At 63.4% G+C, this 13,382-nt stretch carries 11 protein-coding genes and 1 tRNA gene; 7 read left to right on the top strand and 5 right to left on the bottom strand.

Features of this window, described 5'->3' with window-relative positions; translation table 11 throughout:
* Nucleotides 1-121: 121 nt before the first annotated feature.
* Nucleotides 122-733, top strand: a complete 612-nt coding sequence (locus H620_RS0116110) for a LysE family translocator (RefSeq protein ID WP_027907637.1) — start codon at nucleotides 122-124, stop codon at nucleotides 731-733.
* A 63-nt stretch (nucleotides 734-796) separates the two neighbouring features.
* Here H620_RS0116110 and H620_RS0116105 read toward each other — a convergent pair.
* A tRNA-Met gene (locus tag H620_RS0116105) sits at nucleotides 797-873 on the bottom strand.
* A gap of 95 nt (nucleotides 874-968) precedes the next feature.
* Entirely contained in the window at nucleotides 969-1,901 is a 933-nt protein-coding gene (locus tag H620_RS0116100; protein ID WP_027907636.1) for a FecR family protein, read from the bottom strand.
* A 181-nt stretch (nucleotides 1,902-2,082) separates the two neighbouring features.
* Here H620_RS0116100 and H620_RS0116095 point away from each other — a divergent pair, with 181 nt between their 5' ends.
* The 3 genes from H620_RS0116095 to H620_RS0116085 all read left to right on the top strand — a co-directional run bounded on the left by H620_RS0116095 (nucleotide 2,083) and on the right by H620_RS0116085 (nucleotide 4,815).
* Nucleotides 2,083-3,297 (top strand): MFS transporter, encoded by a 1,215-nt coding sequence (locus H620_RS0116095; RefSeq protein WP_023382381.1) that lies wholly within the window; start codon nucleotides 2,083-2,085, stop codon nucleotides 3,295-3,297.
* Nucleotides 3,298-3,426: 129 nt separating this feature from the next.
* Nucleotides 3,427-3,570, top strand: coding sequence for a hypothetical protein (locus H620_RS27210; protein ID WP_167332800.1), 144 nt, complete (start codon nucleotides 3,427-3,429; stop codon nucleotides 3,568-3,570).
* An 84-nt stretch (nucleotides 3,571-3,654) separates the two neighbouring features.
* Nucleotides 3,655-4,815, top strand: coding sequence for an MFS transporter (locus H620_RS0116085; protein WP_023382379.1), 1,161 nt, complete (start codon nucleotides 3,655-3,657; stop codon nucleotides 4,813-4,815).
* Nucleotides 4,816-4,885: 70 nt separating this feature from the next.
* Here the strand turns inward: H620_RS0116085 and H620_RS0116080 are convergent, their stop codons facing one another.
* From H620_RS0116080 to H620_RS0116070, 3 genes are all read right to left on the bottom strand, one after another.
* Nucleotides 4,886-7,357 carry a TonB-dependent siderophore receptor gene (locus H620_RS0116080; protein WP_027907635.1) on the bottom strand — a complete coding sequence of 824 codons (2,472 nt, stop codon included), beginning with the start codon at nucleotides 7,355-7,357 and terminating at the stop codon, nucleotides 4,886-4,888.
* A 96-nt stretch (nucleotides 7,358-7,453) separates the two neighbouring features.
* The gene (locus H620_RS0116075) at nucleotides 7,454-8,404 is read right to left on the bottom strand and encodes a DUF4880 domain-containing protein (protein WP_023382377.1); all 951 of its coding nucleotides are present in this window, start codon (nucleotides 8,402-8,404) and stop codon (nucleotides 7,454-7,456) included.
* Nucleotides 8,391-8,906, bottom strand: coding sequence for a sigma-70 family RNA polymerase sigma factor (locus tag H620_RS0116070; RefSeq protein WP_023382376.1), 516 nt, complete (start codon nucleotides 8,904-8,906; stop codon nucleotides 8,391-8,393). The genes H620_RS0116075 and H620_RS0116070 overlap by 14 nt, the downstream gene beginning before the upstream one ends.
* Nucleotides 8,907-9,079: 173 nt before the next feature.
* Here H620_RS0116070 and H620_RS0116065 point away from each other — a divergent pair, with 173 nt between their 5' ends.
* From H620_RS0116065 to H620_RS0116055, 3 genes are read left to right on the top strand one after another with little or no spacing between them, the layout of a single operon-like run.
* Nucleotides 9,080-9,706 carry a DNA-3-methyladenine glycosylase family protein gene (locus H620_RS0116065; RefSeq protein WP_023382375.1) on the top strand — a complete coding sequence of 209 codons (627 nt, stop codon included), beginning with the start codon at nucleotides 9,080-9,082 and terminating at the stop codon, nucleotides 9,704-9,706.
* A gap of 35 nt (nucleotides 9,707-9,741) precedes the next feature.
* On the top strand, nucleotides 9,742-10,800 hold the full coding sequence (gene ada, locus H620_RS0116060) for a bifunctional DNA-binding transcriptional regulator/O6-methylguanine-DNA methyltransferase Ada (protein ID WP_023382374.1): 1,059 nt from the start codon (nucleotides 9,742-9,744) through the stop codon (nucleotides 10,798-10,800).
* A gap of 56 nt (nucleotides 10,801-10,856) precedes the next feature.
* The gene (locus tag H620_RS0116055; RefSeq protein ID WP_023382373.1) at nucleotides 10,857-13,259 is read left to right on the top strand and encodes a DUF3772 domain-containing protein; all 2,403 of its coding nucleotides are present in this window, start codon (nucleotides 10,857-10,859) and stop codon (nucleotides 13,257-13,259) included.
* Nucleotides 13,260-13,382 lie beyond the last annotated feature (123 nt).

The following is a 13,382-nucleotide window of genomic DNA, read 5'->3' as shown; positions in this document are numbered from 1 at the left end:
CATAAAAATCTGACAGGAAAACTATCAGATTTCCTTCACTATAAATCGATTTTTCGCCAGGGCATCAGGCCTCGATAATCGCGCATCCGTGCATTTTCATCGCTTATCGAGGAGTTGTTCCGTGAATGAATTGGTCGCTATCGCCGTGTTCACCGTGTTGGCAGTCATCAGCCCTGGCGCTGATTTCGCCATGGTCACGCGCACTAGTTATGCACAGGGCCGCAAGGCGGGCTTGGCCGCCGCCTTGGGTATCGCCCTGGGCGTACAGGTGCATGTGCTGTACACGGTGCTGGGAATCGCGGTGATCATCAGCCGCAGCCCAACGCTGTTCATGGGGATGAAGGTGCTGGGGGCGGGGTACCTGATCTACCTGGGTTACCAGTCGTTGACCAACACCCGCCGGATCCGTCTTGAAGGTGGCAGCAGTCGTGCGGGTATGCTGCAGGCCATGCGCACTGGTTTTCTGACCAACGCCTTCAACCCCAAGACCCTGCTGTTTGTGATCAGCGCCTATACCCAGGTGGTGAAACCGGGCAGTGCATTGCAGTTGGATTTTGCCTACGGCGCGTTCATGTCGTTCGCCCACTGGGCTTGGTTCAGTCTGGTGGCGGTGTTCTTTTCCAGTGAAGGTTTGCGCAGGGCGATGATCGAGCGTCAGCGGATGGTCGACCGAATGATAGGTGTAGCGCTGATCGGGCTGGGGCTGGCGGTTGCAATCAGCGGTGTGCGCTGAGCGGGGAGATGTGTCGCGGGCAAAGAAAAAGGGCTTACCTTGCGGTAAGCCCTTTCACTTGTTTGGTGGCTACACAGGGACTTGAACCCCGGACCCCAGCATTATGAATGCTATGCTCTAACCAACTGAGCTATGTAGCCGATGGCGCGCATTATTCCCTTGTGATGACCCTGTGTCAACACTCATTTCAAAAAAAATTTGCACGCTTTCAAAAACTTAGCCGCAAAGCCCGGTTTCAGCGGACGATCAGCCAGTGGCCAAGCAGGCCGTTGAGCGTCAATCGCTGCGCGGCGGCGAGTTTGTCCAGGCTGTCTTGCGCACGGTCGAGGCTGAAGTCGCCGCTGATGCGCCGATAGGCGGCCTGCTGGTCCATCAACCACACGCGCCTACCCTGGTAGCCGGCCAGACGTTCCAGTACCTGGCCCAGCGGCATGTCGGTGACGCGCAAAGCCCCACTGCGCCAGGCTGTAGCGCGGTCGATGTCGACCTTCTGCACCGTGTCGATGCGTGCCTGGTTGAAGGTCACGCGCTCGCCCGAAGAGACCATTCGTTGGTCCCCTCCCTGAATGACCATGGCCTTGCCGTTGATCACCACCACTTCGTCGTGGTCCGCGCGGCGCGCCACCATCAGGCGGCTGCCGAACACTTGGATGCGCGCGTCATCGACCTGCAGGTCCATGGCCCGGCCATCGAGCATCACTTCCAGGTAGACCTGGCCCTGCACCAGCTGCAGTTGGCGGGTACGGCTGCGCAGGTCGACGTTCATCGCACTGGCGCTGTCCAGGTGCAGGGTCGAACCGTCGGCCAGGCGCACACTGCGCCGTTCGCCGGCCTCGGTATGCAGTTCGCTGCCCCAGCGTTGCATCAACGGCCAGTACAGGTAGACCAGGGCGCCGGCCAGTAACAGGCACAACAGCGCCATCGCTTTGCCCAGGTGACTGCGACGGGGCTTCGCCGGCAGGGGGCGCGGGCGAACCTGTGGTGGTTGCAGGTGCTGCCAGAGGGCCTCGAGTTCGGCATAGGCATGGGCGTTGAGCGGGTCTTGGCACCAGGCAGCGAATTCGCGGCGCTCGATGTCGTCGCAGCCAGGCTGGCGCATGCGCGAGAACCACTCCAGCGCTTGTTGCTGGGCCTCGCGCTGGGTCTGCTGGGCTGGCATCGGGCTCATGGTGTCGATCAGTTCACGAAGAGGGCGGGTTCGCCCAACGAATACAGGGATAGAGCGTGAGGATGCTAAATATATTGAGAACCATTTACAAGCGTGCGCCGATAGGGTGATAAAAAGGTAGCTATGTATCTATTCGTTTCCTGATAATCGGATCCCAACCTGCCGACGGAGACACCAGTTCATGGCCACCAGCAGCGCCTCAACCGCCTCTGCCAGCGGCTCGGCTTCCCACGCCAATCCGCTGGTGATGCGCATCATCGCCTTCTGTGCCCTGGCGCACCTGATCAACGACCTGATCCAGTCGGTACTGCCGGCGATCTACCCGATGCTCAAGGCCAATTACGACCTCAGCTTCGCGCAGATTGGCCTGATCACCCTGACGTTCCAGATCACCGCGTCGTTGCTGCAACCTTGGGTAGGCTTCTTCACCGACCGCAGGCCGACGCCGAATCTGCTGCCGATGGGCACACTGTGTACCCTGGTGGGCATCGTCATGCTGGCGTTCGTGGGTAGCTTCCCGATGATTCTGCTGGCTTCGGCGCTGGTAGGTATCGGCTCCTCGACCTTCCACCCTGAAACCTCGCGGATCGCCCGCCTGGCCTCGGGGGGACGCTTCGGCCTGGCGCAGTCGACCTTCCAGGTCGGTGGTAATGCAGGCTCTGCATTCGGTCCGTTGCTGGCAGCGGCCATCGTCATTCCCTTCGGCCAGAGTCACGTCGCCTGGTTCGGCCTGGCGGGGCTGTTCTTCTTCGGCGTGACCTTGATGCTGCGCCGTTGGTACAAGGACCACCTCAGTCAGGCCAAGGCGCGCAAGGCGGTGCAGGCCGCCCATGGCATCTCGCGCCAGCGGGTGATCGCGGCACTGATCGTGCTTGGCCTGCTGGTGTTCTCCAAGTATTTCTACATGGCCAGCTTCACCAGCTACTTCACCTTCTACTTGATCGAGAAATTCGACCTGTCGGTGGCCAGCTCGCAGCTGCATCTGTTCCTGTTCCTTGGCGCGGTGGCCGCTGGCACCTTCTTTGGCGGGCCGATCGGCGACCGTATTGGGCGCAAGGCGGTGATCTGGTTCTCGATCCTGGGCGTGGCGCCGTTCACGCTGGCGTTGCCCTATGCCGACCTGTTCTGGACCACCGTGCTGAGTGTGGTGATCGGTTTCATCCTGGCGTCTGCGTTCTCGGCCATCGTGGTGTATGCCCAAGAACTGGTGCCGGGGAGCGTGGGCATGATTGCCGGGGTGTTCTTCGGGCTGATGTTTGGCTTCGGTGGAATTGGCGCTGCGCTGCTGGGGTATGTGGCTGACCTGCGCGGTATCGAGTATGTGTATGGCGTGTGCTCGTACCTGCCGTTGTTCGGGTTGTTGGCGGTGTTCTTGCCCAATACCGGTAAGCGTTGAGAACGCTGGGGCTGCGTTGCAGCCCTTTCGCGACACAAGGCCTCTCCCACCTGGGTATTTGACGAACCAACTCGCCTTGGCCTAGAGTGCCGCCTCTTTTTTCGACACACCTGCGTAGTAGTCTCAGCAATGCGCCGTACCCAAAGCCTCCCTCATGCACGCCCGCCTGCCTTTCAGGCCATGCGTCGCGCGTGGCCGAGCGACACGGTGCTCAAGCGTCGGCGCAGTGTGCTGTTCGCCTTCACCTTCTCGCCACACCCTGCACTGAACTGATCCGCGCCCCTGCGTCGTCCACCGTCCCGGTGTGCGCCTGGGCGCCTGCGTTTGCGCGTCTTTTCGGTTTGCAAGGAGTGGTACATGAACATGCGTTTGCTGGCGGGCCTTCTGTTCGCCGTTTCGGTGGTGGGCTTCAGCCTGGGGGCCAGCCTGCCGCTGGTGTCGTTGCGCCTGCATGAAGCAGGTGCCGGAACCCTGGAGATCGGCATCATCTCGGCCATTCCCGCTGCGGGGATGATGCTCTCGGCGTTCCTAGTCGATGCCTGCTGCCGGCACCTGACCCGTCGCGTCATCTACCTGCTCAGCTTCAGCCTGTGCACGCTGAGCATCGCCTTGCTGGAGTGGGCCTTCGACTCGATGCTGTGGCTGGCGCTGCTGCGCCTGGGGCTGGGTGTCGGCATGGGCATCGCCATCATCCTGGGCGAGTCGTGGGTCAACGAACTGTGCCCGGACCACAACCGCGGCAAGATCATGGCCCTGTACGCCACCAGCTTCACCGGATTCCAGGTGCTGGGCCCGGCGATGCTGGCGATCATCGGTGCCAACAGCCCGTGGATCACCGGGGTGGTCACCGCCTGTTATGGCCTGGCCTTGCTGTGCATTCTGCTCACCGTACCCAACGATCACGTCGAGCATGGCGACGAAGGCGAGAAGAGCTTCGGCCTGGCCGGCTTCTTTCGCGTCGCCCCGGCGCTGTGCGTGGCGGTGCTGTTCTTCTCGTTCTTCGATGCCGTGGTGCTGTCGTTGCTGCCGGTGTATGCCACCAGCCATGGTTTTGCCGTGGGCGTGGCAGCCTTGATGGTGACGGTGGTGTTCGCTGGCGACATGGTCTTCCAGCTGCCATTGGGCTGGCTTGCCGACCGGGTCGAGCGTACCGGGCTGCATCTGGTCTGTGGGCTGGTGGCGATGTCCATCGGTATCGCGCTGCCGTGGTTGCTGCAGATGACTTGGTTGCTGTGGCCGCTGTTGGTGTTGCTGGGCGCGGTGGCGGGGGGCATCTACACCCTGGCGCTGGTGCTGATCGGGCAGCGCTTCAAGGGGCAGGACCTGGTGACGGCCAATGCCAGTGTGGGCTTGCTGTGGGGTGTCGGTAGCCTGGTCGGGCCGCTGGTCAGTGGCGCGGCGATGGACGTTGCACCGCATGGTTTGCCCATGGCGCTGGCGCTGATGGCCGGTATGTTCGTGTGCTTCGCCCGGCAGTCGTACCGACGGGCAGGGAAGCTGCGGGCGCTCGCTGATTGATGGACCTGTCGCCGGCAAGGCGGCGCCTGCAGGTTCTGCAGGCGTCAGCGATCAGGTCTTGCAGGCCAGGTCAGAAGCTTCCGCGCAAGGTCACCGACACGTTGCGCGGGTCGCCCCAGTAGTAGCCGGTCGCGGTAGTGCCGATCTGGCGGTAGTAATGCTTGTCGAACAGGTTGTTGGCGTTCAACTGCACCGAGTAATTGTCGTTGATACGGTACTTGAGCAGGCCGTTGTACACCGCATAACCCGCCTGGGTGGCCTTCGCGCTGCCGCTTTGCGAATAAATGTCGCTTTGTGCCTGCACACCGGCGCCGATGGTCCAGGCATCGAGCGTGCCTGGCAGGCGGTAGCTGGTGAACACGCGCAGCATATGCTCGGGGTCGGTGGTGCGGATCGCGTCGCCATTGGTCTGGGCGGTGTTCTTCACGTATTCGGTGGTGTTGTAGGTGTAGCCCCCGGTAACTTGCCAGCCTGGCAGCACTTCGCCGGAGATTTCCAGGTCGATGCCCTCGCTGCGGCTCTTGCCAGAGGCGATCTTGCAGTAGCCGGTGCTGCCGTTGCAGCCGATCGGGACCGACGTGTCGTCGATGGGCGTACCCACCTGGTTGATCCGGAAGAACGCCAGCGAGGTGTTCAGGCGGCCATCGTAAAACTCGCCCTTGATGCCTGTTTCATAAGCTTCGCCGACGATCGGGTCGAGCACCTTGTTGTTCTTGTCCACCACCGTCTGAGGGTTGAAGATTTCGGTGTAGCTGGCATAGACGCTGAAGTTGTCGTTCAGGTCGTAGATCAGCGCGGCATAAGGCACGATCTTTTCGTCGACGCTGAACTTGCCGCTGGCGCCTGCATTGTTCTCCTGCTCGTAGTCGTACCAGTTGGCCCGCGCGCCGATGATGGCGGTCAGCGGGTCGGCCAGCGAAATGCGCCAGGTGGCGTGCACGGCTTGCTGGGTCGTGCGGGTGCGCACCGGGTGGGGGATATCGGTGATGGTCGGCTCGTCGAGGCTGGTCCTGGGGTCCCAGTCACGAATATCGACCACGTCGGAGTACACCACGCGATTGGTCCCGGAGGCATAGGAGTCGTTGCGAATGCGTTCGACCCCGAGCATCAGCTCATGGGTGCGGCCAAACAGGTCGAACGGGCCGTTGAGCGTGGCGCTGAGGTTGTTTTGCAGGCTTTCGCCGCCATCGCCCTCGGTCACCTGGTACTGCATCAGGTAAGGGTTGTTGGTGGGGTTCAAGCGAGCGGGCGCGCGCGTCATGTAGGTTTGCTTGAAGCCATTGTCATCCAGCTCGAAATGACTGCGCAGCGCCATCAGCTTGAGCGTCCAGTCGTTGTCGAAATGGTGTTCGAGTTCGGCGTAGGTGTTGAGGTTGCTGCGGTCCCAGCGGTTCCAGTCGGCACCCAGGTAGGTGCTGCGGCCCAGTGGCAGGGGCGAGCCGTCATAGTCGGCGGGAAGGTTGCCCCAGGCGCCGGTGGCATCGAGCTTGGTCCATTCGAAACCGGTGGTCAGCGTGGTGCTGTCATCGAGGTCGAAGGCCAGGGAGCCGCCGAAGGCCTCCTTGCGCTCCATGCGCGAGTCCTGGAACAGGTCGCGGTCGTCGTGCACGGCGATCACTCGGCCACGCACGTTGCCAGTGTCGGTCAGCGGGCCGGAGATGTCGGCGACGTAACGTTGGGCATTCCATGAGCCGAGGGTGGCGGTGCCGGAAGCCTGGAACTCATGGGTCGGGCGCTTGCGCACCAGGTTCACGGTCCCCGATGGGTTACCCGCGCCACGCAGCATTCCGGTGGCGCCGCGCAATACTTCGGCACGGTCGATGAAGGCCGAATCGCTCTGGATGAACGAGCCGCCGCCACTGCTCTGCACCACGGTGGCGCCATCGTACTGGATGGCATCGATCAGGAAACCACGGGAGAAATACTGGACCCGCTCGCTGTCGGTGTAGTTGACCACCACGCCGGGAGTCTGCTCCAGCAGGTTGGTCAGGTTGGTGATGTTCTGGTCGTCGATCCGCTGGCGAGTGACCACGCTCACCGATTGCGGCGTATGGCGCAACGACTGCGGGATCTTGCCGATGGTGACCGCGCCTGTGGTGTACGAGCCTGTGTTCTCGGTGGTCTCGCCCAGGCGATTGCTGGAAATGCTGGTGGCACCGAGCTCCAGCGCGTCGCCCACGTCCATGGCCGGGATCAGCAGGAAACTGTTGTCGCCTTCCTGCTGCACTTGCACATCACTGCCCTGCAACAGGATCGACAGGGCTTGGGCGGCGTCATGACGGCCTTGCACCCCTTGGGTGGTCTTTCCCTGCAGGCTGTTCGCATCGAACGACAGGTTCAGGCCGCCTTGGCGCGCCAGTTGGTCCAGTGCCGGTGCCAATGGGCCCGCCGCGATGCGCCAGTCCAGTTGTTGGCGCTGGCTGGCCGGTGCAGCCAATGCCGTCACCGAAGCGGCCAGGCCAGCGCCCAGGCCAAGGCCCAACACCGCGGCGCGCACGGCATGGCGCAACCTGTCGTTACGAGGGGAACACGGGTGAATCATGGACGGCTCCTGAAGGTTTCACAGACCACTGTTGGGGCTTTTGTTCCTTCAGGCCGGACGAGAATGAGATTCCACCTCATTATTTTTTGAGTTTTTTCACACGGCGCCGATGCTGACCCAGTAACGCGTGCGGTAAACGACGCGCACAGGCAGGCTGCGCGCCAGTAGCAGCAGGATTCGCTCGGTGTCCGCCAACTGATAGGTGCCGGACACTTTCAGGCCCGCCACCTCAGGCGCACAGCGCAGCAAGCCAGGGCGATAGCGCGACAGTTCGGCGACGAACTCGCCAAGCGGCATCTGCTGCACGCTCAGCACGCCATCGGTCCAGCCCCACGGATCGGCATACAGGGTGGCCGGCGCGTAGCTAGCCGCCGAAGCAACCTGAAGCACTTCGCCGGGCTGCACCCGGCGTGGTGCGCTCGAATCGGGGAACATCGTCACTTCGCCGCTGCGCACGGCGAGCAATACACCTTGGTCGTTCTCCCGCAGCAGCAAGTGCCCGTCGCGGGTGGACAAGGCGCCGATCCGCGTGCCGAGGAGGAACGGACGGTTGTCGTTGGCGTTGCAGGCCAGGCTGACTTCACCATGCACCAGCTTCAGTTCGCGCTGCGTGTCGCTGTAGCGCAGGTCGATGGCGCTGGCGGTGTTGAGCTGGATACGGCTGCCATCGCTACCCAGCAGTTGACGGCGTTCGCCCGTGCTGGTGTGGGTGTCGGCCAACAGCGCCGGCAAGCCCAGGGGCTCGCGCGCGGCCCAGCCCAGGCTGCTACCGACCGCCAGAACGGCCAGCAGCTTGAGGTGGTCGCGCCGGCTGATGCGCTGGCTGCCCTCCAGGGTACGGCGGCTCAGTTCGCTGGGGAGCCCGGCCAGTTCATCGCTGAGGTGGCTGACGCGTTCCCAGGCATGGGCGTTGTGCGGATGGCTGGCCAACCACTGCTGGAACCGTTGCCGGGTGCGCGGGGAGGGGGTGTCGAAGCGCAGACGCACCAGCCAGTCGATGGCCTGGTCGACCTGGGCTTGATTCGGGGTGCTGTCAGAGGTCGGCATAGCGTAACCGGTAGCAAACGCCCAGGGCCTTGGCCAGGTCGCGTTCGACGGTGGCACGCGATACGTCCAGGCGCAGGGCGATCTGGGCAATGCTCAGGCCATCGAGCTGGGCCAACAGGAAGGCCTGGCGCGCCCTGGGCTTGAGCTGCTGCAGAGCGCGGTCGAGGCGTTCGAGGGTGTCGAGGATGACCAGCCGGTGCTCTTCGCTGGGTATTTCCGCCTCTGGCAGGGTGGCCAGGCTTTCCAGGTAGGCCCGTTCCAATGCCCGGCGTCGGAACTGGTCGATCATCAGGCCCCGGGCGATACTGCTGAGGTAGGCGCGGGGTTCTTTGAGCGGTGAAACCTGGCGCGCACGCAGCAGGCGCACGAAGGTGTCCTGAGCCAGGTCGGCGGCGTGTTCGTGGCAACCGACCCGGCTGCGCAACCAACCGCGAAGCCAGGCATGGTGCGACTGATAGAGCAGCGCGACCTCGGTAGGCTTGAGCGTGTCGTTCATCTGCATCGTGACGAAGGCCCGGTCTCGTGAAAGAGGTGCGACTGTTAATGGTTCTCAATTCTATGCGGGGATCTGGGCGCAGGGCAATGGCAGTCCCGGAATTAGCCGCGCAAGATCCGGCGTTTTCCTGATCGACGGTTGAACTAAGCTGGACCCGCAGCGGACCTCTGGAGCCCCCAATGATTCTGGCCGACCTTTCACCCGAAGCCTTTAGTGAGGCCACCGACTACCTGGCATCGCTCGACCCTGACTGGGCACGCCACATTGCCGCCACCGGCCCGTGCTTGCACCAGGCCACACCGGAACGCGAGCCATATGAAGCCTTGGTGCGGGCCATCGCCTACCAGCAACTGCATGCCCGCGCCGCTGAGGCGATTCTGGCGCGGTTGCTGGCGTTGTTTCCCGATGTGGCGTTTCCGGAACCGAGCCAACTGTTGGCGACCACGCCGGAGGCGATGCGTGCATGCGGTTTTTCTGCCAGCAAACTGGCGACCATCCATGGCATCGCACAGGCCAGGATGGACGGCGTGATTCCTGACCGGCAGGAAGCATTGAGCCTGACCGACGATGCGTTGATCGAGCGTCTGGTCGCCTTGCGTGGGGTAGGGCGCTGGACCGTTGAAATGTTGCTGATCTACTGCCTGGAGCGCTCGGATATCCTGCCGGTGGACGACTTCGGCGTGCGCGAGGGTTACCGCCGGCTCAAAGGCTGGGACAAGGCACCGACGCCCGCACAGCTGCGCTCGCTCGGCGGCGCCTGGAGCCCCTATCGGACGGTAGCTGCGTGGTACCTGTGGCGGGCTTGAAAGCCAGCGGCAGGCAAGAACAGACAGAGGAAATCATGAGCCTTTACATCACCGATGCCCAACGCTGGCAAGCCGTTCAAAGCCGCGACAGCGCAGCCGCCGACGATTTCGTCTATGCCGTGCGCACCACCCAGGTGTACTGCCGCCCTGGTTGCAAATCGCGCATGGCCAAGCGTGAGAATGTCGTGTTCTTCGACGATGCCGCAGCGGCTCAAGCGGCCGGCTACCGACCTTGTCGCCGCTGCGGCGTCGACCATGACGCTGCAGCGGCTCGGCGCACCCAGCTGATCGCCCGGGCCTGTCGCCTGATCGAAGCTGGCGACAGTGCCGCCAACCTCGATCAGCTTGCCGCGCAACTGGCCGTCAGCCCTTTTCACCTGCATCGCCTGTTCAAGGCCGAGACCGGCCTTACTCCCAAGGCCTATGCCGCCGCATTTCGTGCCCGCGCCTTGCGCGAGCAACTGGGCGATGAGCAACGCTCGGTGACCGAGGCCATCTACGAGGCCGGCTACAACTCCAACAGCCGCTTTTACGAAACCGCCGGGCAGCGCCTGGGCATGCTGCCCAAGGCCTACAAGGCTGGCGGCGCTGGCGCGACGATTCGCTTCGCGCTGGGTGAATGTTCACTGGGGGCGATTCTGGTGGCGCAAAGCGAGAAGGGTATTTGCGCGATTTTGCTGGGTGACGACCCCGAAGCGCTGTTGCATGAGCTCCAGGACCAGTTCCCCAAGGCCAGCCTGATCGGCGGCGACAGCGAATTCGAACGACTGGTCGCTGAAGTGGTGGGGTTCGTCGAAGCCCCTTCCATCGGCCTGGCATTGCCCCTGGACGTCCAGGGCACGGCCTTCCAGGAGCGGGTCTGGCAGGCCCTGCGCGAAGTTCCGGCGGGCAGCCGGGTCAGCTACACCGACATCGCCGAGCGCATTGGCGCGCCCAAGGCAATGCGCGCCGTGGCGCAGGCCTGCGCCGCCAACCGCATTGCGGTGGCCATTCCGTGCCATCGGGTAGTGCGCCGCGACGGTGATGTCAGCGGCTACCGCTGGGGAGTGGAGCGCAAGGTCCAGTTGTTGACGCGAGAAACGGCACTCTCCTGATTGCCTGGAGCAGCGTAGAATCCCCCGCCAAATCGCGTTGTGAAGAGGAATTTTCGATGAGGCGTGTAAGCCTTGCCCGTTATTGCCTGGGCGTAATCGCCCTGATGCTGGCGCTGGCCACCCCAGCCTGGTCGGCACCGGCTACGCCGGTTTCGAACCTGGCGGGCGGTGAATTGCCGGTGTTGGCTGAAGACGCCAGCCTTGACCAATTGAACGAACGGCTCGACTTCATTCGCCAGGGCGTGACCAGCAACGCCAACGATGACTTGCTGTCGCAGCTGCGCCAAGCGGCCATTCAGGTCCAGCGTCAAGCCGATGTCCTGAGCTCTCAGCGGGCCACCGATGTGCAGAAACTCGACGACCAGCTCAAGGTCATCGGCCCCGCGCAACCCGATGAACCCCAGAGCCTTGCCCAGCAGCGCAAGCAGCTCGAAGCCGAGCACAAGGCAGTGCTCGCCGAGCAGGAGCAAGCCACCAAGCTGACCCAGTCGGCCCGTGACCTGTCCACGCAGATCGTCAACCTGCGCCGCAGCCAGTTCAACTCGCAGGTCACCAGTCGCGCTGCCAGCCCACTGAGCCCGGCTTTCTGGCAAACGCTGATCCGCCCCACCGAAGAGGACGTACTGCGCCTTCGCGACCTGCGCAGCGAAGCGGCCGATGCGGTGGCCAGTGCCTTCAGCGCCGAGCATCGCTGGCTGTTCATCACCAGTCTGGTGGCTGCGATTCTGGTCTGGACGCTGGTCCGTCGCGTACTCGAACGTCTGCTTGCCGATGCCATGGTCCGCTGGTTGCCGGAAGGGCGTCTGCGGCGTAGTGCGTTGGCCTTGAGTGTGAGCCTGGCCACCCTCGGCACCATCGCAGGCTCCGTCTCGCTGCTGCGTTGGGGCCTTGAGAGCAGCGCCGAGCTGGGCGCGGACCTGGCCAGCCTGACCAATCATATTCTCACCCTGGTCGTGTTCAGCGCCTTCATTTCGGGACTGGGCCGCGCCATGTTGATGCTGCAGCGCCCGTCCTGGCGCTTGCCGCCGATTCACGACGAAGTCGCCAGTGCCCTGGGTTGGTTCCCCAAGCTGCTGGCCCTGGCGCTGATGGTGATGCTGACCCAGGAGCGCATCAACAGCGTGATCGGCTCCAGTCTGGCGCTGACCGTCGCCACCAACGGCCTGACCGCGCTGGTGGTGGCGCTGATCTTCTCGGCAGCGCTGCTGCGCTACCGTCGTACCCTGCGCAAGCATGAGCTGGAGCGCCCGACCGGCTTGGCCGGGTTGATACCCTTCGTGATCGTGGTGTGGGTGGGGCTGATTCTGTTGGCGCTGCTCGCCGGCTACCTGACCTTGGCCTATTTCCTCACGGCCAAGTTGCTGTGGATCAGCGTGGTCGCCACCTGCGCCTACCTGCTGACCACATTCCTGGGAGACCTCTGCGAAACCTTGCTGTCGCCACGCCAGCCTGGCGGCCTGGCCCTGGCCTCGGCGCTGGGCCTTGCGCCGCGTCACCAGGCCCAGGCCAGCACTATCCTGGCCGGTATCGGTCGCACCGCGCTGTTGTTCCTGGCGTTGTTGCTGGCGCTGATGCCATCGGGCACCAGCCCGGGCGAGCTGCTGTTGAGCTTGGGCGACTGGGATGGCACGGGCGGCAAGGTGCTGGGCAACCTGAACATCGTGCCGCAAGACATCCTGCTGGCCTTGGTGATGTTCTTCGGCGGCCTGTTTGGTATCCGCGTGGTCAAGCGTTGGCTGAGCGAGCGCCTGCTGCCGGAGACCGACATGGATGCCGGCATGCGCGCGTCCCTGGTGACCCTGGTCGGTTACCTGGGCTTCCTGTTCCTGGCCATGCTGGTGATGTCGACCTTGCGCATCAACCTGACCAGCCTGACCTGGGTAGTCAGTGCCCTGTCGGTTGGTATCGGTTTCGGCTTGCAGCAGATCGTGCAGAACTTCATATCTGGCCTGATTCTACTCACCGAGCGTCCGGTCAAGGTGGGTGATTGGGTCAGCTTGGCTGGGGTCGAGGGTGATATTCGCCGTATCAACGTGCGCGCCACCGAAATCCAGATGTCTGACCGTTCGACGGTGATCGTGCCCAACTCGCAGTTCATTTCGCAGAACGTGCGTAACGTCACCATGGGCAATGCCCTGGGTGTGGTCGGCATCAGCCTGACCCTGCCGTTGGAGACCGATGCCAATCGGGTGCGTGAGTTGTTGCTGGCGGCGTATCGCGAGCACGAGTCGATTCTGGATGCGCCGGCCAGTTCGGTGACCTTCAAGGATCTCACGGCCAGCGGCATGGTGATCGCGGTCAGTGGCTATGTAGCGGGGCCGCGCCAGGTGTCGGGGACGCGCAGTGATCTGCTGTTCACCATCCTGGGCCGCTTGCGTGACGAAGGGATTTCCCTGTCTTCGCCGCAGAGTATGGTGCTGGTGCAGGAGGGGGCGCGTCCGGCTGACGAACAGGCATGAGGTGTGGGGCTGCTCTTGGGGCTGGCTTGGGATTTGTGGGGGGCGCAAATCGAGCGCCGCCCGCGCGGCGCATCGCGAGCAAGGCTCGCTCCTACGTTTGTTTCGGGCCAGTAACGGCAGTGA

Source organism: Pseudomonas taiwanensis DSM 21245 (assembly GCF_000425785.1).
GTDB classification, from domain to species: Bacteria; Pseudomonadota; Gammaproteobacteria; order Pseudomonadales; family Pseudomonadaceae; genus Aquipseudomonas; species Aquipseudomonas taiwanensis.
The sequence above is the reverse complement of the archived record's forward strand: the minus strand, read 5'-3'. Positions and strand labels throughout refer to the sequence as shown.